This is a genomic window from Cellulomonas sp. JH27-2, from assembly GCF_014837175.1.
Classification (GTDB): Bacteria; Actinomycetota; Actinomycetes; order Actinomycetales; family Cellulomonadaceae; genus Cellulomonas.
Map to the genome: position 1 here is coordinate 135,426 of NZ_JACYFR010000003.1, position 22,209 is coordinate 157,634.

Here is a 22,209-nt window from a genome sequence, read left to right on the forward strand (position 1 = left end):
CGCCTGGCGTCGGCTGCCTCACTCGTCGCGTGCTGCGTTCCTGCCGCTATACGAACGAAACGCAGCGCACGACGGTTGCCACCACGGCTGCGCTGTCAGTGGACCGGGTCAGGGTCCTTCGGTTGCGGAACCGAGGCCGGGGTGGCCGGTTCCTGGCCCGTGCCGCGCCACGTCTCGATGACGCGCATCAGGTGGTAGACGCCCAGGGCGGCGGCGGTGCCGAGTGCGATGCCACTGAAGATCAGGTCGCCGGGCAGCCAGGTGAAGTTGGCGATGCCGACGACGAGCGCGACGGCGGCCGTCGTGAGGTTCTTGGGGTCGGAGAAGTCGACCTTGTTCTGCACCCAGATCCGTGCGCCGAGGATGCCGATCATGCCGTAGAGGACGGTCGTCGCCCCGCCCAGGACGCCCGCCGGGATGGACGCGACGATCGCGCCGAACTTGGGGCACAGCGACAGCACGAGGGCGGTCGCGGCGGCCACCCAGTAGGCGGCCGTCGAGTAGACCTTGGTGGCGGCCATGACCCCGATGTTCTCCGCATACGTGGTGGTGCCGGACCCGCCGCCGAGCCCGGCGAGCGTCGTCGCGAGGCCGTCGGCGAACAGCGCGCGGCCGGCCACGGGGTCCAGGTCGTGGCCCGTCATGGCGGCGACGGACTTCACGTGCCCGATGTTCTCCGCGATGAGCACGAGCACCACGGGGACGAACAGGCCGAGCGCGCTGACGTCGAACGACGGCCCGATGAAGTGCGGGAAGCCCACCCAGTCCGCACCCTTGACCGCCTTGAAGTCGACCTCCCCGCGGATCGACGCGACCGCGTACCCGACCAGCACGCCGACCAGGATCGACAGGCGCCCCAGGATCCCCCGGAACAGCACCGTGCACAGGATGATCGACAGCAGCGTGACGAGCGCGGTGACGGGTGCGGCGCGGAAGCCGTTGGTGCAGCTCTCCACGATCTTCCCGTCGACCACGCTCTGCGTGCACGTGCCCCACGCGGCCGGTGCCAGGTTGAAGCCGATGAGCGCGACGATCGTGCCCGTGACGACGGGCGGCATGAGCGCGTTGATCCAGCCCGTCCCGGCCAGGTGCGCGACGACGCCGACGATCACCAGCAGCAGACCCGTCATGACGATCCCGCCGAGCGCGACCGACTGGCCGTCGCTCGCTGTCGCCGCCGTGATGGGCGCGATGAACGCGAACGACGAGCCCAGGTAGCTGGGCAGCCGGTTGCGCGTGATCAGCAGGAACAGCGCCGTGCCGATCGCGGAGAAGAACAGCGTCGTCGCCGGCGAGAAGCCGGTCAGCAGCGGCACCAGGAACGTCGCGCCGAACATCGCGACGACGTGCTGCATCCCGATCCCGACGGTGCGCGGCCAGCTGAGGCGCTCGTCGGGCGCCACCACCTGACCCGGCGGGATCGTCCGACCGTCTCCGTGCACACGCCAGCCCAGGCTCATGTCGTCGTCCCTCGTCGTCGAAGCGGCCCCTGCGCAGGTCAGGACGCTAGCAACGCGCCCACCGGCACGACAACGGTCCGACGGTCGGCCGCGCCGCCGGTAGCCTTGCGCGCATGGCTACGAGCGACTTCGTCCTGCGTCCCTTCGAGGGTCTCCCCGGTGAGCCCGACTGGGTGGCGTTGAAGGAGGTCGTGCCCGCCGCGACCGCCACGGCCCGCACCACCACGGAGCACGGCGCCAAGGAGGTGCTGGTCACCACGGTCCTGCCGCAGGCGTGGCCCGCGCTGCACCGCGCCGACGGCGTGATCCTGCTGGCCCTGCAGACGGCGCACAGCTCGGGTGACGCGAGCCGCGACCTGGCCGCCGCGCTGCTCGAGGCCGTGGACGCCGAGCCCGGCACCGCGATCGAGCTCACCGGCCTGCCCGAGGCCGGCCCGCGCCTCCAGGACGTGCTCGACCTGAGCGTCCCGTTCGAGGTCACCGTCCACGACACGTTCGCGTACTGGCTCGCGCCGGACGTCGAGCGGACCGACGACCTGGCAGCCGCGATCGAGGAGGCCGACGCCGGCATCATCGACACGGTCAAGCTCGAGGGCGTCGAGTCGGCCTACTGGTGCCGCATGGGAGCGCGCGAGTTCCTGCGCTGGGCCCAGCCGCACGAGGAGCAGGTGGTCCTGGACGGGCTCGCCCGCCTGCACGCCAAGCGGGCGTCCGGCTTCGAGGGCGCCAAGTTCGTCGGCTACTTCCGCTCGTCGGGTCTCGTCGTGCCGGTGTGGGAGCTGCCGCGCGGTGCCGAGGCCGACGACATCCAGGACGCCGTCGCCGCGTTCGCGCCCTCGTTCACCGCAGCGCTGGAGGACACGAACCCGCTCGACGCCAACGAGCGTCGGGCTCGCGCGGGCCTGGTGGCCCGCCAGGTCACCCTCCGCTGACACGCGAACGAGCAACCGACCTCGATAGGCTGATCGTCGTGACGGACCAGGGCGCCTCCACCCCCGCGGGCGCGGAGGGTCATGCCCGCGTCCCCCGCAGGGCGTCTCGCCAGCGCGTCGCGGTCGTCATCCCCGCCAAGGACGAGTCCCGCCGCATCGCGGCGACCGTCCGCTCGGCCAAGGCGATCCCGAACGTCGACCTGGTGCTCGTGGTCGACGACGGCTCCGAGGACAACACGCAGCACGTCGCCCGGGAGGCCGGCGCGGTCGTCGTCCGGCACTCGCACAACCGGGGCAAGGCCGCGGCGATGGAGACCGGCGCGGCCGTCGTCGCGATGCGTGACGCCCCGGACCGTGAGCCGCGCATCCTGCTGTTCATCGACGGCGACCTGGGCGAGACGGCCGTCAACACCGCGCCCCTGGTCCGGCCCGTGGTCGAGGGCCACACCGACCTCGCGATCGCGCTGATCCCGCCGCAGCCCGGTGCGGGCGGCCGCGGCATCGTCGTCGGCGCCGCTCGTCGGGCCATCGCGTCGCTGACCGGCTGGACCCCCACGCAGCCGCTGTCCGGCATGCGCTGCCTGACGCGGGAGGCGTTCGAGGCCGCTACGCCGCTCGCGCACGGCTGGGGCGTCGAGACGGGCATGACGATCGACCTGCTGCGGCGCGGGTTCCGCGTCGTCGAGGTGCCGTGCGACCTGCGGCACCGGCCGTCGGGAACCGACCTCAAGGGTCAGCTCCACCGCGCCGCCCAGTACAAGGACGTGCAGCTCGCCGTCAGCGCTCGTCGGGCGCGGTCCGTCGCGGGCGCCGTCAAGCGCAAGATCGCGCCCAGGCCCGCATCACCCACGCACCGCTGATCGTCGCCGCAGGCGACCCGTAACCTGGAGCCGTGCTGCCCGCCGCGCCGAGCCGAGCCCGCGTCCGGGCGTGGTTCGCGACGCTTGCTGTCGGTGTCCTGGCCCTGCTCGCGCTGGTCGTCCCCGCGGGTGCGGCGCACGCAGCGGACGACGACGGCCTCGTGCTCGTCGGCGTCGGCGGGCTGCACTGGTCGGACATCGACCGGACCACGACGCCGCGGCTGTGGGGGATGGTCTCCGAGGGTTCGGTCGGCTCGATCTCCGTGCACGCCCTGGCCAAGGTCACCTGCCCGCTGGACGCGTGGCTGACGATCTCCGCGGCCAGCCGCGTCTCCGCGCCCGCCGACGAGGCCGCCGGCACGACGACGTGCGACGACCTGCCCGACGTCCGCACGACGACCGATCCGCGGGCGCGGGTGCGGGGGTGGGCGGACCTCGTCGACCCCGCCGCGCAGCCCGGTGTCGCGGGGACACCGGGAACCGTGGGGCAGCGGGTCGACGACTCCGAGCGGTGCGCCAACGCCGTCGGACCCGGCGCCGCCGTCGCGCTCGCGCGGCCGGACGGACAGGTCACGCGCTACTTCGACGCGCTCGACGACGACGGCAGCGTGCTGCGGTCGTGCGCGGTGACCGTGCTCGACGTCGGCGAGCTGCCCACCGACCGGGCGGCGCGCCTGGCCGCCCTCGCCGCGCTCGACGACCAGCTCCGCACCATCACGGCGCAGGTGCCGATCGGCACAGACGTCGTCGTCGCGGGCGTCTCCGACAGCCCGACGGGCGAGGCCGGCCTGCAGGCGGTCGTCGACTGGCGTCGCGGCGGCGGCCCGGTCGCGTGGCTGACATCGGCGTCGACCCGGCTGCCGGGCGTCGTCACGCTCACCGACCTCTCGGCGACGGTCGTCCAGCGGGTGGGCGGCGAGACCGCCGACCTGGACGGCGCACCGCTCGAGACCGGGTCCGAGCGGCGCATGTCCACGCAGCGCACGCTCGACAACCGCCGCTACCTCGCCGAGATGACGACGGTGACGCCGTACCTGCTGCCTCGTGTCCTGGCGGTCGTGGGCGTCGCGGTCGGGCTCGTCGTCGGCGCCGTCCTGGTGTCGCGCCGGCGGCGGCCGCGCGGTCCGGGGCGGGCGCTGGGGCGTGTCGCGATCGCGGTCGTCCTGCTCGGGGCGGCGATGCCCGCCGGCGCGCAGCTCTCGGTGCTGTCGCGATGGTGGGTGCGGCCTGCGCCCCTGGTCGCCGCGACGGTCTGGTTCACGGTCGGCACGGTCGCGGTCGCGCTCGTGTCGTGGCTGGTGTCCCGACTGCTTCCGCGAGGCCCGTGGCGGCTCGCGGCCGTGGCAGCGGGCGTGTCCTGGCTGCTCACGACCGTCGACGGCGTCACCGGCACCGTCCTGCAGCAGGGTTCCGTCTTCGGCATCACGCCGACCTCCGGGGCCCGGTACTTCGGCTTCGGCAACACCACGTTCGGCGCCTACGCGGCGGCGGCGCTCGTGCTCGCCGGAGCGCTCGCGGTGGGCGGCCGGCGGGCCGGCCGACGACGAGCGGGCCTTGTGGCCGCCGTCGTCGTCGCGGCCCTGTCCGTGCTGGTGGACGGCTGGCCGACGTTCGGTGCCGACTTCGGCGGTGCGCTGACGCTGGTGCTCGCGTTCGCCGTGCTGCTGCTGCCGCTCAGCGGCGTCGCGCTCTCGCCGCGTCGGGTCGTCGTCGCGGTCGTCGCAGCCGTGGCCGTCGTGGCCGCCGTCGCCGTGGTCGACTGGGCCCGGCCCGGACGCAGCACGCACCTCGGCCTCTTCGTACAGCGCATCATCGACGGCGACGCGCTCGACGTCGTGGGGCGCAAGGCGGCCGGCGCCTGGGCGACCGTGGACCAGCCCGCCGGAGCGGCCGCCGCCCTCGCGTGCCTCGGGATCTGCGCGGTCCTCGTCGGCCCGGACCGGTGGCGGCCCGCCGTGCTGCGGCGGCTCGACGACGAGTGGGTCGGCCTGCGCGCGACTCTGCGGGCGGTCGTCGTCGCCGCGGTGGCGGGCTCGCTCGTCAACGACTCCGGCGTGGTCGTGGCCGTCGTCCTGCTGGGTGTCGCGGGCGGTCTGCTGGGTGCCTCGGCGATGGCGGACGCGTGGGCCGGGCGGCGCGCCCCCGCCCTCGAGGTCGCCGACGAGCCCGTGCTGCGGGCGATGCCCGCGGTCGTCGTCGCGACGGGCGGCGTGCTCGGCGTCCTGCTGCTGCTCACCACGTCGGCCTTCCCGCTGGCCGCGCAGGCCGGAGGCGCCACGCGCGCCGACGGGCCCGCGCTCCTGGCCGGTGGCTCCCCCGTGGTCGTCGTCGGGACGGGCGGCGTGAGCTGGGACGACGTCACGCGCTCGCACACCCCGACCCTGTGGGGGCTGCTGCGCGAGGGCGCCCCGGCCGCGGGGGTCATGGCCGCCGGCGTCGAGAAGTGCCCGGCTCAGGGCTGGCTGTCGATCTCGTCGGGCGCCACGACCGTCGCCGACGAGAAGTCCGGCGACACCTACGTGTGCCGCAGCTGGGCCGTGGTGCCCGACGGCGACGGCGCGAGCGTGCAGGGCTGGAGCGAGCTGCTCGGCGCGCAGCCCGGCGCGGCCCACCTGGGCGTGCTGGGCGACGGCCTGACCGCGTGCAGCACGGCCGTCGGGCCCGGCGCGGCCCTCGGGCTCGCGCGCGGGGACGGGACCGTCGCCCGGTACCGCACGCTCGACGCCGCGCTCGCCGACCCGTCCGATGCGTTCGCGTGCCCGGTCACGCTGGTCGACGCGGGGACGGCCGGCGACGCGGCCGTCGTCGACGACGTGCTCCGGCAGCTGCTGGCCGTCGTGCCGACGTCGACGACCGTGCTGGTGGTCGACACGGCGCGGGCCGAGCCGGGCACCGAGGCGCTCGGCGTCGGTGCCGCCCGCATCGGCCGCCCGGCGACGGCCACCTACCTGACCTCGGCGTCGACGCGGTCCACGGGCGTGGTGCGCCTGACGGACACGACGGCGACCCTGCTGACCGACGTCGGTGCCGACGTCCCGGGCTCGGTCCTCGGCTCGTCCGTCGTGATCGGCGAGGAGCGCCCCTCCCAGGTCGACGTCACCGTCGACCAGCTGGCGGGTGTCAACGTGCGCACGCACCTGCTCCACGACGCGACCGTCCCGCTCGCCGTCGCGGCGGGCGCCCTGGCGCTCCTGCTGGGCTGGGCGCACGTCGCGGCCCGACGACGTCCGCGCGTGCGGTCCGCGGTCGACGTGGCGCTCGTCGTGCTGGCGTGCCTGCCCGCGGGGGCCGTGGTGACGGCGAGCACGGGCTGGTGGCGCGGGGACCACGCGACCGTGGGGTTGTGGGTGTCGCTGACGCTGTGCACGGCGGCGGTGGCCGGCGGCGCCGGGCTCGTCGGACGGCGCGTGCGCTGGGCGCCCGCCGCGACCGTCGCTGTGTTCACCTGGGTGCTGCTGGTCCTCGATGTGCCGCTCGGCGGCCGCCTGACGCGCGGCGGTCTGCTGGGTGCGCCGACCGCGACCGGGCGGCCCGCCGTGGCGATCGTCGTGGTGGTCGGGTTCTCCGGCATCGCGACGGCGTGGGTGGTCCGTGAGGTGCTGCGACGCGCGGGACGGGCGCGACTCGCGCTCGTCGCTGCGGCGGTCGTGCTCGCCGGGACGGTGGCGCTGCTACTCGTCGGCGCGTGACCCTGGAGCGTCAGCGCTCGGCGGCACGGGCGTCGTGCGACGCCACTGGGCGACCAGGGCGACCAGGCACGGGACCGCGACGGAGAAACCCGCGGCGGGGATGACGATGCCGGAGTCGTTGATGAGGAACCCGACCCCGAGCCCGGCGCCGATGGCCGCGACCGTCGCGCGCAGCAGCGGGACGGCGTCGTCGAGGCCCGCCAGGGGTCCACGGCGGGCCGCGCGCAGCACGAGCCACGTGATCGCGACGCCGCTGAGCGTCAGCAGCAGGTAGCGCCAGCTCGTCAGCAGGCTGATGTTCGTGGAGATCTTGCGGTCGAGCGTGTCCCACAACCCGCCGTCGAGCGCGGTGGCGACGAACCGGCCGACGTGCGTGCGGGAGTCGGCGGGCCGGAGGTAGTCGGCGAAGGCGAAGGCGCCGACGACGAGCGCGCCGACGACGCAGACCGTCAGCGCGGCCCGCCACGTCACGCGCCGACCCGCGACCACGGCCGTGAGCAGCGCGAACGCGACCAGGAGGGCGGGCGGACCGCCGAAGTCGCTGCCGAGGCCCGGGGCGCCGTCGACGACGATCAGCACCAGGCCGAGTCCGGCGGTGCACGCGACCGCCAGGCCACGCCTCCCGCGGCGCAGCAAGGGCGCTGCGACCGCCGCCGCGAGGATCGGACCGGCGGCGACGAGCAGCGCGAAGCCCTGGTTGCTCATGCCGTAGAAGCGGGCGGCGACCAGGCGCTGCGCACCCCACGGTGCGTCGATCACCAGGTGCGAGCCCGTCACGGCGTCGATGGCGAGCGTGCCGACCGTCAGCCCGGCGACGACCCCGGCCGGACCCCAGATCACGCGTCGCCACGGCCCCGCCAGGGCGATCGCCGTGACGACGGCCGTGATGCCCAGCACCGTCCAGCGGAACGCCGGCGTCGGGTGCTCGGCCCGCCACCACGGCACCAGCCCGGCCAGGAAGCCCGCGACCGGCCCGGCGGCCAGCGCGGTCGCGGCCACCTGCAGGACGCGGAGCAGCGCGCGTCGGGTGCGGCCGGCGCCCCCGAGCACCAGGAGGACCGCCGCCGCGGCGGCGAACAGCAGCGCGTCGAGGACGACGATCCGCGTCGTGTAGCCGCCGGACACGTACGACGCGTACCCGGCGTGCCGTTGGATGTCGACGAGGCCGTCGACACGCTCGTCGGCGCTCGTCGGGCCGGGGGTGGGAGAGATCGTGGCTCCCGGCAGCGTGCCCTCGCCGAGGCCCACCGACTCGAGCATCGTGGGCGTGACGTCGATGACCTGGATCAGCCCGTCCTGCTGCGTGGAGCCGGAGGTCAGCAGGTCGTCGGCGTACGTCCCGCCGCGCGGCGCGGGCCCGGTCGCGGCGGCGAGCTGGAGCGTGGACCGCCCTTCGGTGGCCAGGGAGACGACCAGGACCGTCGTGTCGGCGGGGGCGGCAGCGATCGCGGCGCCGATCCGCTCGTCGACCGCGTGGACCTGCGGCGCGCGCGCGGCCGCCAGCGCCTCCTCGCCGAGCGGCTCGCCGCTCACGGGCACCTGCACAGCCCCGGCGTCGACGACGACGAGACGCGACGAGCCGAGCGCCGTTCGGACCGCGTCGGTGATCCCGGTCGCGTCGTCGGGCAGGGCTTCGTAGCCACCGGCGACGCTGCCGTCGGAGTCGGCCAGCGCGATCGCCGCGCCGGGGCCGATGGCGGTCGTCGTGGTGCCCGCGTCCTCCAGCCGGTCGCCGAGCAGACCGGGCTTCGCGCCGTAGGACTGCGAGGACGCGGACGCGACGTAGTCCGACCAGCGCGGGACGTCACCGCCGGCCGGCTCGTCGAGCGTCAGGCAGGCACCGTCGTCCGTGCGCTCGTCGGCCGCACGGATCCCCGCCGAGACCGTGAGCCAGCCGTCCGCGGGGCACGAGCGCGCGGAGATGGCGCGCGTCGCGACGAGGCCGACCGAGGCGGTGCGGGACAGCTCCCACAGCGCGGGCGTCGTGGTCCGGTCGACGTCGTCCCAGCGCACGCCCGCGACGCCGACGAGCAGGACCGGATGGTCGTCCGGGGTGGCCGCGCAAGCGGTCGTCGGCGCGACGAGCACGGCCAGCAGCGCCGCGAGCAGCACCAGCGCGCTGCGCACCCCGGGACGGGCGGCTCGACGACTCGCGGGACAGGGCACCGCCCAAGCCTACGTGCGCACTACCCTCGACCCGGGGTGCGCGACCGAGGCGCGGGCACCGTGTGAGGAGGGTCATGTCTGCACCGATCGTCGGGTCGCGCTACGCGTACCTGGGACCCGCGGGCACGTTCACCGAGGCCGCGTTGCGCCAGGTCGTCGGGCCCGACGAGGCCACGTACCTCCCGCAGACGGACGTCACGTCCGCCATCGCGGCCGTCCGTTCCGGGGACGCGGACTTCGCGGTCGTCGCCATCGAGAGCACGGCCGAGGGTGGCGTCACGGCCACGCTCGACAGCCTGTCCACGGGCGAGCCGCTGGTGCTGCTGCGCGAGATGCTGGTGCCGGTGCAGTTCACGCTGGCCGCCGCGCCCGGGCGCACCCTGGCGGACGTCCGTCGCATCTCCGCCCACCCGCACGCGTGGGTGCAGTGCCGACGCTGGATCGCGCAGCACCTGCCCGACGCCGTCCACGTGCCCGCGACGTCGAACACCGCGCCCGCCGCGCTCATCGCCCAGGCCGACGGCCCGCTGCCGTTCGACGCCGCCCTGGTCCCGCCGCCGTCCCTCGACACCTACGGCCTGACCGCGCTCGCCCACGACGTGGCCGACAACGCGACGGCCGTCACGCGATTCGTGCTCGTCGGCCACCCCGGCGACGTCCCCGCCCCCACCGGCGCCGACAAGACGACCCTCGTCGTGCACCTGCCCGACAACGAGGCCGGCGCCCTGCTGGCCATGCTCGAGCAGTTCGCCGCCCGCGGCGTGAACCTGTCCCGCATCGAGTCGCGGCCCATCGGCGACGCGCTCGGCCGGTACTCGTTCTCCCTCGACGCGGAGGGCCACGTGCTCGACGAGCGCGTCGGCGAGGCCATCATGGGCCTGCGTCGGCGCTGCCCGTTCGTGCGGTTCCTCGGGTCCTACCCGCGCGCCGACGCCGTCGCGCCGACCGTGCACGTCGGGACCGCCGACGCCGACTTCGTCGAGGCGCGCGCGTGGCTGCGCGGCGTCCGCGACGGCTCGGCGACCTGAGCTGCGCGCACTGGGCTGCCGTCAGGGCAGCGTGTAGTAGGTACCCCGGCGCTGACCATGCCGAGTGAGGCGGCCGTGTTCGACCAGTCCGGTGAGCAGCGTGAGGACCCGGGCCCTATCAAGCCCCGTGCGAGCGCGCACGTCCTCATTCGTGATCCGCCCAACGGCCGCCATGGACAGCACGACGTTCTCAAGTCCTTCGTGATCAAGTCGGAGCCCGGCCGGAGGCCCGAGGCCACTGGCGAGGACATACGACGCCCCTCCACGCTCTCCAGACTGCTCGAGGTAGCCCTGATCGCGCAGGCGCTGCAATGAGTTCCGTGCATGCACGCTGTCGACACCGAGCAGGTCGCGCGCGGCGCCGTTCGTCAAGACCTGGCCCCGGGCGGCGTGGAGCAGGAGGACTCGATCCTTCGATCGGATGTCCCCTCTTTGCTCGATCTCAGAGATCCACGCCCTTTCTTGAGGTGTCACGGTCGAGTTCAATGGCAGTGTGACCGCGACGTGGCTCTGGTCTGCGCTGAATGCCGGCGGCTCGAGAAGTGCTGCTTCCATCGCGTCCTGCATGACGTCGATCCCGAGCCCGGCGTCCTCGGCGAGTCTGAACCTGCGCAGGAGCTTGATGGTGTCGACGTTCCGGGCGGCGTTCTGTTCGCGGATGTTCGCGAGCGTCACAGGCTCTGGGAGGCCTCCGGGGGAGCGGATGATGAGGCGATCCGGGCGGATCTCGATCCGCACTGCCTGACCGGTCGTCTCGTACGTCCGGTGGGCGACAGCATTCGCGACGGCTTCGCGAAGGACGGCTTCCGGTACGCGGGGCAGTTCGTGGCGATGAACACCGAGGATGACGACATCAGCACCGAGCTCGGACAGGAGGACTTGGGTCGCCTGCTCGACCTGCTGGTCGATCGGTCCAGCAATCTCGAGCCGACGGTCATAGGTGTCGGACCCGTCTCGGTATCGGAAAACCTCGACGTACGCCTTGCCGAGCACGTCGGCGGGACGGTCGAGAAGGTAGAGCGCGCCGGCGACGGTCAGAGCGGGGTCGTCGGTCGCTGCGTCGATGAGGCCCGCCTCACGGAGCCGGCTGTTGAGGTCGTCGCCCGACCACCCGGACGCGGCACGCACCCGTTCGATGAGGGCCTGCTGCGCGTCCCGGAGGCGGATCTTCAGAGCGGTCGACTCGAACCGTGCAAGCGCCCTGGAACTGATGAAGGTTGCAAGCTCCGCGTCGAAGAGAGGGGTGTTCATGGCTCCGCGCCGGACCATCACTCGGCCATCATTCATCTGCGCGAAGCCTTCGCGCCGTCGGTGCACGGAGAGGGCGAGCACGCTCTTGTCATCGACAAGGAGAGCGCGGATGTCGTAACGGCCGGGGTTGCGCACGCCGGTGACCATGCGGTGGATACGCGCGACCGTCTCGCCGTCGGTGGAGATCCCCTGAGGAACGCCGTCGTTGCGCACGCCGAGCAGGACGACCCCGCCATCAGAGTTCGAGAACGCGGTGACTGCTTCGCGGATCTTCGTCTCGGGGAGACCTTGCTTGAACTCGATGTAATCGCTCTCGCAGGGGAAGGCTGACCTGAACTCCTCGCCGACCATCGTCATGGGGAGGTCGCGCGGCCCGGCCTCGTGGTAGAGCGGATATGCCATAGTTATTCTCGCCCGTTCGTCGACTGAACAAGTATGGCATATGCGGGCGGCGTCGTGTCGGTGCCGCCCCATGATCAGAACCGGGCGCGTCGCGAGATCACTATGCCGTCCGGACAACCAGGGCGCCCGGGTCGACGCGGGCCGCGACCTCGGTGACGCGGCCGATGATGTCGCCGTCGACCTGGGCGTACTCGCCGGACGGGACGACGATGCGGACGGTCTGCGCGCGGCGGTGGTCGATCCGACCGATCTTGTGGGGCAGGTCGTTGCTCATGCCCCAGCCCTGCAGGACCACCTCGCCGAACAGCTGTGCCCAGCCGGCGATGCCGCCGCGGGTGTCGATGGCGGCCAGGTCGAGCCAGCCGTCGTCGAGCACCGCGTCGGGGATCAGGGTCAGGCCGCCGGGCAGGCGACCGCAGTTGCCGACGAGCAGGCTGCGCATGCGGGCGGTCGTCGTCTTTTCGTCGTCGACGCGCACGTGCACGCGGACGCGGTCGCCGCGCAGGTGCTTGAAGCCCGCGACGAAGTAGGCGATCCAGCCCACCTTCGCCTTGAGCTGCGGGTTGGTGTCGGCGACCATCGCGGCGTCGAAGCCGAGGCCCGCGATGACCAGGAAGATGTGGTCGCGCGGCTGGTCGGGGGCGTGCGGCACGTCGTCGGCCGCCTCGGCCACCTTGTCCTCGACGTCGTCCTCGAACCGCAGGACGCGCATCCAGCCGACGTCGATGGGCCGGTCGTTGCCCGTCAGCGCGATGCGCAGCGCGGCGAGCGGGTCGCCCAGAGGGATGTCGAGGTTGCGGGCCAGCAGGTTGCCGGTGCCGATGGGCACCAGGCCCATGGGGACCCCCGAGCCGACGAGCCCTTCCGCGACGGCCCGGACCGTCCCGTCGCCCCCGACCGCGACGACGACGTCCGCGCCGGCCTCGAGCGCGGCTCGCGCCTGCCCGACCCCCGGGTCATCGACGGTCGTCTCCAGCCACAGCGGGTCCGCCGCGCCCAGCTCGGCGGCGGTGCGGTGGACGGCCGCACGCAGCTCGGCCGCATCGGGCTTGGACGGGTTCGCGACGAACGCGACGAGCAGTCCGCCGTCGTCGACCTCCTGGGCCAGCCCGCGCGCCTCGGGACTGACACCGACGGCCTCCAGCCGGCGGTGCAGCCTGGTCTGCTGGCGACGCACCTGCACCGCGAGCCCGATCGCGACGAGCGCGAGCACGACCGCTATCAGCGCCGCCCACTCGACTCCCGTCACATGCGCAACCTACTGGGAGGCGCCGACACGGGCCAGGAAGAATCGTGTCGCCAGGGGTCGGTAGGGTTCGCAGGGTGATCGATCTGAGGCTCCTGCGGGAGGATCCCGACCTGGTGCGCGCCAGCCAGACCGCGCGCGGCGACGACCCCCACCTCGTCGACGAGGTGCTGGACGCGGACGCCCGCCGCCGTTCCGCGCTCACCGAGTTCGAGACGCTGCGCGCCGAGCAGAAGTCGCACGGCAAGCTGGTGGCTGCCGCGAAGGGCGACGAGAAGCAGGCGCTGCTGGCGCACGGCAAGGCGCTCTCGGAGCGGGTCAAGGCGCTCCAGGCCGACGCGGAAGCCGCCGAGCAGAAGGCCACCGAGCTGGCCCGGCGCATCGGCAACGTCATCGAGGACGGCGTCCCGGCCGGCGGCGAGGACGACTACGTCGTGCTCGACCACGTGGGCACGCCGCGCGACTTCGCCGCCGAGTACGGCGCGGACTTCGTCGTACGCGACCACCTGGACCTGGGCGAGAGCCTGAAGGCCATCGACACCGAGCGCGGGGCGAAGGTCAGCGGCGCACGCTTCTACTACCTGACCGGCATCGGCGCGCGCCTCGAGCTCGCGCTGCTCAACGCGGCCGTCGACCGCGCGCTGGCCGCCGGTTTCACGCCCGTCATCACGCCCACGCTGGTGAAGCCGGAGGTCATGGCGGGCACCGGCTTCCTCGGCTCGCACGCCGACGAGGTGTATCGGCTCGAGGCCGACGACCTGTACCTGGTCGGCACCTCGGAGGTCGCCCTGGCCGGCTACCACGGTGGCGAGATCGTCGACCTGTCGAGCGGCCCGCTGCGCTACGCGGGCTGGTCGGCCTGCTACCGGCGCGAGGCCGGCTCGTACGGCAAGGACACCCGCGGCATCATCCGCGTGCACCAGTTCCACAAGGTCGAGGCGTTCGTCTACACGACCGTCGAGGACGCGGCCGACGAGCACCGCCGCATCCTGGGCTGGGAGCAGGAGATGCTCGCGCTCGCCGAGCTGCCCTACCGCGTGATCGACACCGCCGCCGGCGACCTGGGCTCGAGCGCCGCGCGCAAGTTCGACTGCGAGGCCTGGCTGCCCAGCCAGCAGCGCTGGCTGGAGCTCACGTCGACGTCCAACTGCACCACGTTCCAGGCCCGCCGCCTGGGCGTGCGGGAACGGACCGCCGACGGATCGGTGCGGCCCGTCGCGACCCTCAACGGCACGCTCGCCACCACGCGGTGGCTCGTCGCGCTGCTGGAGAACCACCAGCAGCAGGACGGGTCGGTGCGCGTGCCGGTGGGTCTGCGGCCGTACCTCGGCGGGCTCGAGGTGCTGGAGCCCGTGCGTTGAGCCGTACGCGGATGATCGCGCTCGACGTCGACGGCACGCTGATGTCGTACGACGGGACCATCTCGGCCGACGTCCACGCGGCGGTCCGCGACGTCGTCGACGCCGGCATCCACGTGGTCCTCGCGACCGGCCGCGGCGTGCACTCCGCCGGGCCCGTCGCCCGCGAGCTCGGGCTGGCGGACACGTGGCTGGTCTGCTCCAACGGGGCGGTCACCGCGCGGCTGTCGTCGGACGGTGACCTGACGATCGTCGACACCGTGACCTTCGAGCCCGGCCCTGCGCTGCGCGCCATCGCGCTCGAGGTACCCGACGCCTTGTTCGCGATCGAGGACGTCGGCAACGGGTTCTTCGTGTCCGGCGAGTTCCCGCCGGGCGAGATCGGCGGCACGCTTACGCCCATGCCGTTCGACGAGCTGACGTCCACGCCGACGACGCGCGTCGTCATCCGGCACCCGGCCTCCACGCAGGAGGAGTTCCACGAGCTCGTCCAGCGTGTCGGGCTGCACGAGGTGTCTTACGCGGTCGGCTACACCGCGTGGCTGGACCTCACGCCCGCGGGTGTGTCCAAGGGCAGCGCGCTCGAGGTGGTGCGGCGCGAGCTGGCGGTCGAGCCGTTCGCCACCGCCGCGATCGGCGACGGCGGCAACGACCTGGAGATGCTGCGCTGGGCCGCGCGGGGCGTCGCCATGGGGCACGCGCGCGACGAGGTCCGCGCGGCCGCCGACGAGGTCACCGGGACGATCGAGGACGACGGCGCCGTCGCGGTGCTGCGCAGCCTGCTGGTCTGAGCGGCAGGTCGGCCTACCCTGGGCGCGTGCCCGCGCCGCTGCTGTTCGTCCTGTCGGGACTGACGCAGTACGTGGGCGCCGCGCTCGCGGTCGGGTTGTTCGCGACGATCGCCGCGCCGACCGTCGCGTGGCTGCGCATCCTGGTCGCCGCCCTCGTGCTGGTCGGCTGGCGGCGGCCGTGGCGAGAGCGCTGGTCGCGGCGGGACCTGGCCCGCGCCGCGCTTTTCGGTGTCGTGCTGGCGGGGATGAACGTCAGCTTCTACGTCGCCATCGACCACCTGCCGCTGGGGACCGCGGTCGCGATCGAGTTCGCGGGACCCGTGGCCGTGGCGGCCGTCACCGGCCGTGGCTGGCGTGACCGTGCCGCGATCGGCGTGGCCGCCGTCGGTGTCGTGCTCCTCGCCGGGGTCAGCCTGAGCACGGACGAGGACGCGCGGGTCGGGCTCGCCGCCGCCGTGCTGTCGGCCGTGCTGTGGGCCGCGTACATCCTGCTCGGGCGGCGGGTCGCCACCGCGACGACCGGCGGCGTCACCGGTCTCTCCGTCGCGATGAGCGCCGGGGCGCTCGTGTTCGCGCCGTTCCTCGCGACGGGTGCGGCCCCGGTGCTCAGCGATGCCGGGCTGGCGCTCACGGTGGTGGGGGTCGGGGTGCTGTCGTCGGTGATCCCCTACGCGATCGAGCAGGTGGTGCTGCGGCGCGTGCGGCCGGCCACGTTCGCCGTCCTGCTCGCGCTGCTGCCCGCGACCGCCGCGGTGGTCGGTGCCGTCGGGCTGGGCCAGGTGCCGCACGGGCTCGAGATCGTCGGCCTGCTGCTCGTCTCCGGCGGGATCGTGCTCAGCGCCAGGGCGGCCGACGCTCCCGACGAGGCTCCGCCGCCCGCCTGAACCCTGGCGCCGCGGCGATCGAACTCGGGTCGGTCAGAGGTACTGGCCCGGGCCGGCGGCCGGGCCCTCGGCGTCGTGGCCCGGCGGGAGCGCGCGGCGGAGCTGGCCCAGCTGCGCCTGGGCCGCCATCTGCTGCGCCACCAGCGCGGTCTGGATGCCGTGGAAGAGGCCTTCCAACCACCCGACCAGCTGCGCCTGCGCGATCCGCAGCTCCGCGTCGGACGGCGGCGTGCCGTCGTCCGCGAACGGGAGCGTGATGCGGTGCAGCTCCTCGACGAGCTCGGGCGACAGGCCGTCCTCGAGCTCGTGCATCGAGCGCTCGTGCACGTCGGCCAGCCGCGCGCGGGCTGCGTCGTCGAGCGGAGCGCTGCGCACCTCGTCGAGCAGCTGCTTGAGCATGGTCCCGATCCGCATGACCTTGGCGGGCTCGTCCACCATGCCCGCCAGGCCCTCGCCCTGCTCGTCGTCGGGGGGAACGACCACCACGCGGGGGCGGTCCGGAGTCGTCTCGTCCGTCATCCCCGCATTGTCACGGTTCCAGCAGCACCTTGCCGAACACCGCGCCCGACTCGAGCAGACGGTGCGCGTCCGCGGCCTGGGCGAGCGGGAACGCGGCGTGGACGATCGGCCGGATGCGACCGGCGGCGACCAGCGGCCACAGGTGCTCGCGCACCCCCGCCATGACTCGGGCCTTGTCCGCGGGAGCGCGCGACCGCAGCGTCGTGCCGATCACGGACGACCGTCGATTCATCAGGGCCGCCAGGTCGAGCTCGGCGCGTCGGCCCTTCTGCATGCCGATCACCACCAGGCGCCCACCATCGGCGAGCATCGCCAGGTTGTCGGCGAGCGCCGCGGCACCGACGACGTCCAGGACCACGTCGACGCCGCGCCCGTCGGTCGCCGCCAGGACCTGCTCGACGAGGTCGTCGGCGCGGTGGTCCAGTGCGACGTCGACGCCGAGCTCCCGCAGCCGCTCGACCCGCTCGGGTCCGCCGGCGGTGGCGAGCACGCGGGAGCGGTAGTGCTCGCGGGCCGCCTGGACGGCGATCGACCCGACGCCACCGGAGCCACCGCGGACCAGGACGGTCTGACCCGCGTCCAGGTGCGCGGCGTCGAAGTTCGACCAGACCGTGGCGAGCGCCTCCGGGAGCGCGGCGGCGTCGCGGTCGGTGAGCGCGTCCGGGACCACGAGCGCCAGCTCCGCCGGGACCGCCACGAGCTCCGCGTACCCACCGCCGGCCAGCAGCGCGGCAGCACGGGTGCCGGGGGGCACGTCGGGCGTCCCGACGACGACCGTGCCGGAGACCTCCATCCCGAGCCACTCGGGCGCGCCCGGGGGAGGCGGATAGTGCCCGACACGCTGAAGCAGATCGGCGCGGTTGAGGCCCGCAGCGGCCACCCGGATGAGAAGATCCCCGGGCCGAACGGCCGGATCGGGCACGTCGTGCAGTGCCAGGACGTCCGGTCCACCGGGTTCTTCGACGACGATCGCGCGCATGAGCACGACCGTATCCCCAGGACGGACTACCACACGCCGGTGTGAAACCGACGTATCGACATCGGCCGTGTCCATGGCAAACTCTGCCGACGGCTAATGGTCCCGTGTCCAGGAGCCGATGAAGTGCGAACGGGGCACCCGTGGATCGACCAGACGACTGGTGGGACGCGGACACACCCAAGGTCGGGTGAAGGAAGGGAACGACATGCTGCGACGGTTTGGCATCCGCGCCAAGGTGATGGCGGTTCTCGCCGTCCCCATGATCGTGCTGCTTGTCGCCGGGGTGTACATCTCGTACGGCGCGGTGCAGAAGTACCAGGACGCGAGCGCGGCCCAGGCCGTCATCAAGACGCTCGACGCGTACAAGCCGCTGTCGGCCGCGATCGAGAACGAGCGCGTCGTCACGATCACCGGTGGGTCGAAGGAGGAGGTCGCCGCGGCGCGTGCGGCCACCGACAAGGCGCTGTCCGAGGTCCGCGACGTCACCAAGGACCTCGACCTGGGGAACTTCCCGCCCACCGTCGTCAGGCACTTCACGGACGTGCAGGAGAGCTACAACACCAACCTCCCGGACGCCCGCGCGGCTGCCGACAACGGCCTGGCCGGCAACGTCGCCTACAACTACGCCGCCATCACCACCGGTGAGCTCGACCTCGTCGACGAGATCGGCCAGGTCCTGACGGACCGCGAGGTCGGCGCCTCGATCAGTGCCTTCGGCCAGATCCAGCTGCTGTCGAACCGGCTGATCTCCGAGATGATCAACGGTCTGCAGGAGCACGCTGGGGACTCGGTCACCACCCTGACCGGTGCCACCTACCAGGCGGCGGTGAACGCCACCGAGCAGGCGCGCAGCGGTGCGACCCTCGCCCTCAACCGCCTCGACTCCGACATCGAGCTCCCCGCCGGTGACCCGACGTCGCGCTTCACCCAGCAGCGACTGCGCCTGACGTCCGGCAGCCAGACGCTGGTGAACCAGCTCGTGCCCGAGGAGTACCTCGCCGAGGTCCAGGCCCAGCAGGAGCACTTCGTCTCGACGAGCGACCAGGTGCTCGCCCAGTCGCAGAAGCTGGCCGCCGCCGACGTGTCCAGCGCCCGCTCCACCGCACTGCTCACGATCGCCATCGTGATCGCGGCCGCCATCCTGTCGCTGCTCTTCGCCCTCTTCGTCGCCCGGACCATCGTCACCCCGCTGCGTCGCCTGACCTCGGCAGCCTCGAACGTCCGTGAGCAGCTGCCTCGCCTCGTCGAGCAGGTGGCCACCCCTGGCGAGGGCCCCGAGATCACCATCGCGCCCATCCCCGTGACGTCCATGGACGAGGTCGGCCGACTGGCCGCCGCGTTCAACTCGGTGAACGCCACGACCGTCTCGGTCGCCCAGGAGCAGGCCGCCCTGCGTGGCTCCATCGCTGAGATGTTCGTCAACGTCGCCCGTCGCGACCAGGTCCTCCTCAACCGCCAGCTGTCGTTCATCGACTCGCTCGAGCGTTCCGAGGAGGACCCGAGCACGCTGGCCAACCTGTTCCGCCTGGACCACCTCGCCACGCGAATGCGTCGTAACGCGGAGTCCCTCCTGGTGCTCGCCGGCATCGACTCCGGTCGTCGCCTGCGCGACGCCATGCCGCTGTCGGACGTCATCCGTACCGCCTCCTCGGAGATCGAGCAGTACGACCGCGTCGAGCTGGACCTGCAGACCGACCCCCACATGCTGGGCTTCAACGCCCTCGGTGCCGCCCACCTGCTGGCCGAGCTCCTCGAGAACGCCACGGTGTTCTCGGAGCCGGAGACGCCGGTCACGGTCTCGACGGGCATCAACGGCCAGTTCGTCGCCGTCCGCATCGTCGACCACGGTCTGGGCATGACGGACGCCGAGATCGAGGCAGCCAATGTCAAGATCGCGTCCACGGGCGCCGGCGACATGCTCGGCGCCCAGCGCCTGGGCCTGTTCGTCGTGGGCCGCATCGCCCAGCGCCTCGGCGCCGCGGTGCAGCTCGCCAAGTCGACCACCGGCACCGGCACCGAGACGACCGTCCTGTTCCCCGCCCACCTCTTCGCCGTCAACGAGACGTCGATGTACGGCTCCGTGCCGGACTCGGCCGCCGAGCTCACGGCGATCGTCGAGGCCGAGGCGCCCGTCGCGGAGGAGGTGAACCTGGCCGCGCTCACCGACGGTGAGACGTCGCTGGGTCTGCCGCGTCGCCGCCGTGGCGAGGGCGAGGAGCCGTCGGCCGACTCGGCCCCGATCCCGGTGCCCAGCATCGCGGGCATGCCGACCCGTCCCCGCAAGACGTTCGACGAGGACAACCTCGTCCTGCCCGACGCGCCCGACGGCAACCTGTCCGCCGACTTCTCCTCGGCCACCGCGTCCGACTGGTCGCCGGCCACCGTGGCCCCGGGGGCCGGTGGGCTGCCCAGCCGTACCCGTGCCGGAACGTCCGCGTGGCAGAACCCCGACGAGGCGCCCGCCGCCTCCGCGGCACCGGCGTCGCCTGCAGCTCGCGCGGGTCTGTTCTCCGGCTTCCGTGGTCGCTCCGCGGCCGACGAGGCCGAGACCGGCACCGAGTCTGCCCCCGCTGACAACGTCCGTGCCCCGTGGATGGGCCTGGGTGGCGCGCACGCCGCACCCGAGGCGCCCATCGTGGTGCCCGGTCTGGCGGACGACGACGACGAGCCGTGGGTGCCGACGTCGCACGACGAGGTCGCGCAGACGCCTGTGGTCGCCGAGCCTGCTGCTGAGTGGGCGGGGCCTGAGGTTGCCGAGCCGGCTGCCGAGTGGACGACGCCTGAGGTTGCTGAGCCTGCTGAGTGGGCGGCGCCTGAGGTTGCTGAGCCGGCTGCTGAGTGGGCGGCGCCTGAGGTTGCTGAGCCTGCTGCTGAGTGGGCGGCTCCTGAGGTTGCTGAGCCTGCTGCTGAGTGGGCGGCGCCTGAGGTTGCTGAGCCTGCCGCCGAGTGGACGACGCCTGAGGTTGCTGAGCCTGCCGCCGAGTGGACGGCTCCTGAGGTCGCCGCACCCGTCGCCGAGTGGACGACGCCTGAGGTGGCCGAGCCCGCCGAGCAGTGGACCGCTCCTGAGGTCGCCGCACCCGTCGCCGAGTGGACCGCGCCCGAGGTGCCCGAGCCCGCCGAGCAGTGGACGGCCCCTGAGGTCGCTGAGCCCGCTGCTGAGTGGACCGCGCCCGAGGTGGCCGAGCCTGCTGCCGAGTGGACGGCGCCCGAGGTGGCCGAGCCCGCCGAGCAGTGGACCGCACCCGAGGTCGCTGCTCCGGTCGTCGCGCCCACCCGCGCATTCACGTCCTACAGCGGCTACTCGGGCTGGACGGCCCGCCGTGCCGCCGCGCAGCCGGAGGACGCCGACTTCGAGCGCACGCTCGACGAGGCGCGCGCCTGGCACACCGGTGCGATCGAGACGGTGCCGGAGCCCGCTGCCGAGCCCGTCGCAGAGGCCTCGGTCGTCGAGGCTCCGCTGGACGCTGCCCCGGCATGGCCGATCCCGACGTGGGACTCCACGCCGAGCTGGGCCGACGAGACGCCCGCGCCGGCGGACGAGCCCGTGGTCGAGGAGCCGGTGGCCGAGCAGGCCGCGCCGGTCCAGGACGAGCCCGTCGCCGCGCCGGTCGCCGAGGAGCCCGCCTGGGCGCCCACGACGCCCGCGTGGGCCGACCACAACCAGGTCCCGGCCCTCGTCGAGGACGACGCCACGCAGCTGTTCACTCCGGTCGAGGCAACTGCGGCCGTCGAGCCGCTCGTCACGCGTCGCTCGGTCACGAGCGTCGAGGACGTCGAGCAGCCCGTCGAGCAGAACGTCGCGCAGCCTGCGGAGCAGGCCGCCCCCGTGTTCGAGGAGCAGGCTTCCCCGGAGGCGCCGGCGTTCGCCCAGCAGTGGGCGCCCACGTCGGTCGGCACGGCGCAGGCGCCGGAGGGCTTCGCGGACGTCGTCGCCCCCGCGGGCACCGACCGTGGCAAGAAGCGCTGGGGCCTGTTTGGGCGCCGCAAGTCCGACGAGGTCGTCGAGCAGCCCGCCGCGCAGGCTCCCGTCACGCCGGACCCGGTGGTGCGGTCGTCGGCCTGGGCCCAGCCCGCCGCACCCGCGGTGGAGGAGCCCGCCCAGCAGCAGTCCGCGCCGAGCCCGGCGTGGGCCGGCGGCTGGAACGCCCCCGCCGCACCCGAGGCCGCACCTGTTGCCCCGCCCGCTGCCGCCGCCCCCGCGGCGCAGCCCTCGTGGACCGCACCGGAGTGGGCCGCCCGGCCCGCGGCCGGTGGAGCCGCACCGCTGTCGTCGGTTCCCACCCCGTCGTTGCCGCCGTCGGTGGCGCCGCGGATCGGGACGCTGGACGACGACGTCGCGGCGATGCTCGCGCTCCGCTCCGACATCCAGGAGCAGGCGCTGTCGGAGCTCAGCCAGCTCTCGGCCTACCGTCCGAGCACGGTGGCCCAGTCCGAGCGCCTCACCAAGCGTGTCCCGACGTCCGTGCCGGCGTCGACGCTCGGAACCGAGGAGTCCGCCACACCTGTGCAGCGCGACGCCGCCGAGCTGCGGTCTCGGCTGTCCAACTTCCAGTCGGGTACCTCACGCGGCCGTCGTGCTGCGGGAGACTCGGCGGAGCAGAGCAACAACTCATGATTCGCCCAACCGCCGCCTCCACCACG

General features: G+C 73.5%; 15 protein-coding genes. 9 read left to right on the forward strand and 6 right to left on the reverse strand.

The annotated features are described in order from the left end of the window. Positions 1-95 precede the first annotated feature (95 nt). Complete coding sequence (locus IC607_RS09695; protein WP_191787190.1) at positions 96-1,460, reverse strand: uracil-xanthine permease family protein; 1,365 nt, start codon at positions 1,458-1,460, stop codon at positions 96-98. A 113-nt stretch (positions 1,461-1,573) separates the two neighbouring features. Between IC607_RS09695 and IC607_RS09700 the strand changes: the two genes are divergently transcribed. From IC607_RS09700 to IC607_RS09710, 3 genes are read left to right on the forward strand one after another with little or no spacing between them, the layout of a single operon-like run. Then, complete coding sequence (locus tag IC607_RS09700) at positions 1,574-2,392, forward strand: DUF5926 family protein (RefSeq protein WP_191787191.1); 819 nt, start codon at positions 1,574-1,576, stop codon at positions 2,390-2,392. A 38-nt stretch (positions 2,393-2,430) separates the two neighbouring features. Beyond that, positions 2,431-3,252: a glycosyltransferase family 2 protein gene (locus IC607_RS09705; RefSeq protein WP_370526120.1), complete on the forward strand. Its 822-nt coding sequence runs from the start codon at positions 2,431-2,433 to the stop codon at positions 3,250-3,252. A gap of 32 nt (positions 3,253-3,284) precedes the next feature. After that, positions 3,285-6,941, forward strand: a complete 3,657-nt coding sequence (locus IC607_RS09710; RefSeq protein ID WP_191787192.1) for a hypothetical protein — start codon at positions 3,285-3,287, stop codon at positions 6,939-6,941. On the opposite strand, the gene IC607_RS09715 is transcribed toward IC607_RS09710, so the two are convergent. After that, positions 6,924-9,107, reverse strand: coding sequence for a hypothetical protein (locus IC607_RS09715; RefSeq protein ID WP_191787193.1), 2,184 nt, complete (start codon positions 9,105-9,107; stop codon positions 6,924-6,926). The two genes, IC607_RS09710 and IC607_RS09715, sit on opposite strands and share 18 nt — an antisense overlap. A 74-nt stretch (positions 9,108-9,181) precedes the next feature. Here IC607_RS09715 and pheA point away from each other — a divergent pair, with 74 nt between their 5' ends. Continuing rightward, on the forward strand, positions 9,182-10,135 hold the full coding sequence (pheA, locus tag IC607_RS09720) for a prephenate dehydratase (protein ID WP_191787194.1): 954 nt from the start codon (positions 9,182-9,184) through the stop codon (positions 10,133-10,135). 21 nt (positions 10,136-10,156) lie between these two features. Here the strand turns inward: pheA and IC607_RS09725 are convergent, their stop codons facing one another. Beyond that, entirely contained in the window at positions 10,157-11,788 is a 1,632-nt protein-coding gene (locus IC607_RS09725; protein ID WP_191787195.1) for an ATP-binding protein, read from the reverse strand. Positions 11,789-11,888: 100 nt separating this feature from the next. Beyond that, positions 11,889-13,037 (reverse strand): diacylglycerol kinase family protein, encoded by a 1,149-nt coding sequence (locus IC607_RS09730; protein WP_191787196.1) that lies wholly within the window; start codon positions 13,035-13,037, stop codon positions 11,889-11,891. A gap of 74 nt (positions 13,038-13,111) precedes the next feature. Here IC607_RS09730 and serS point away from each other — a divergent pair, with 74 nt between their 5' ends. From serS to IC607_RS09745, 3 genes are read left to right on the forward strand one after another with little or no spacing between them, the layout of a single operon-like run. Next, positions 13,112-14,395, forward strand: coding sequence for a serine--tRNA ligase (gene serS / locus IC607_RS09735; RefSeq protein ID WP_191787197.1), 1,284 nt, complete (start codon positions 13,112-13,114; stop codon positions 14,393-14,395). Further along, the gene (locus IC607_RS09740; protein ID WP_191787198.1) at positions 14,392-15,183 is read left to right on the forward strand and encodes an HAD family hydrolase; all 792 of its coding nucleotides are present in this window, start codon (positions 14,392-14,394) and stop codon (positions 15,181-15,183) included. Before serS ends, IC607_RS09740 begins: the two co-directional genes overlap by 4 nt. A 26-nt stretch (positions 15,184-15,209) precedes the next feature. After that, complete coding sequence (locus tag IC607_RS09745; protein WP_191787199.1) at positions 15,210-16,067, forward strand: EamA family transporter; 858 nt, start codon at positions 15,210-15,212, stop codon at positions 16,065-16,067. A gap of 33 nt (positions 16,068-16,100) precedes the next feature. On the opposite strand, the gene IC607_RS09750 is transcribed toward IC607_RS09745, so the two are convergent. Both IC607_RS09750 and IC607_RS09755 read right to left on the reverse strand, forming a co-directional pair. Next, positions 16,101-16,586, reverse strand: coding sequence for a bacterial proteasome activator family protein (locus IC607_RS09750; RefSeq protein WP_191787200.1), 486 nt, complete (start codon positions 16,584-16,586; stop codon positions 16,101-16,103). Between the two features lie 10 nt (positions 16,587-16,596). Continuing rightward, entirely contained in the window at positions 16,597-17,508 is a 912-nt protein-coding gene (locus IC607_RS09755; RefSeq protein ID WP_370526200.1) for an NAD(P)H-quinone oxidoreductase, read from the reverse strand. On the opposite strand from IC607_RS09755, the gene IC607_RS17845 reads away from it, so the two are divergent. Both IC607_RS17845 and IC607_RS09760 read left to right on the forward strand, forming a co-directional pair. After that, a complete protein-coding gene (locus tag IC607_RS17845; protein WP_370526207.1) occupies positions 17,416-17,610 on the forward strand; it encodes a hypothetical protein in 195 nt (64 codons plus the stop codon). The genes IC607_RS09755 and IC607_RS17845 overlap by 93 nt on opposite strands. Positions 17,611-17,770: 160 nt before the next feature. Continuing rightward, positions 17,771-22,183 carry an ATP-binding protein gene (locus tag IC607_RS09760; protein ID WP_191787202.1) on the forward strand — a complete coding sequence of 1,471 codons (4,413 nt, stop codon included), beginning with the start codon at positions 17,771-17,773 and terminating at the stop codon, positions 22,181-22,183. The last annotated feature ends 26 nt before the right edge of the window (positions 22,184-22,209 follow it).

Bases quoted from the DNA above. Each gene is read 5' to 3' on its own strand.
- IC607_RS09725 (WP_191787195.1), bottom strand. From the start codon at position 11,788: ATGGCATATCCGCTCTACCACGAGGCCGGGCCGCGCGACCTCCCCATG.
- pheA (WP_191787194.1), top strand. From the start codon at position 9,182: ATGTCTGCACCGATCGTCGGGTCGCGCTACGCGTACCTGGGACCCGCG.
- IC607_RS09760 (WP_191787202.1), top strand. From the start codon at position 17,771: ATGCTGCGACGGTTTGGCATCCGCGCCAAGGTGATGGCGGTTCTCGCC.
- IC607_RS09700 (WP_191787191.1), top strand. From the start codon at position 1,574: ATGGCTACGAGCGACTTCGTCCTGCGTCCCTTCGAGGGTCTCCCCGGT.
- IC607_RS09750 (WP_191787200.1), bottom strand. From the start codon at position 16,586: ATGACGGACGAGACGACTCCGGACCGCCCCCGCGTGGTGGTCGTTCCC.
- IC607_RS09695 (WP_191787190.1), bottom strand. From the start codon at position 1,460: ATGAGCCTGGGCTGGCGTGTGCACGGAGACGGTCGGACGATCCCGCCG.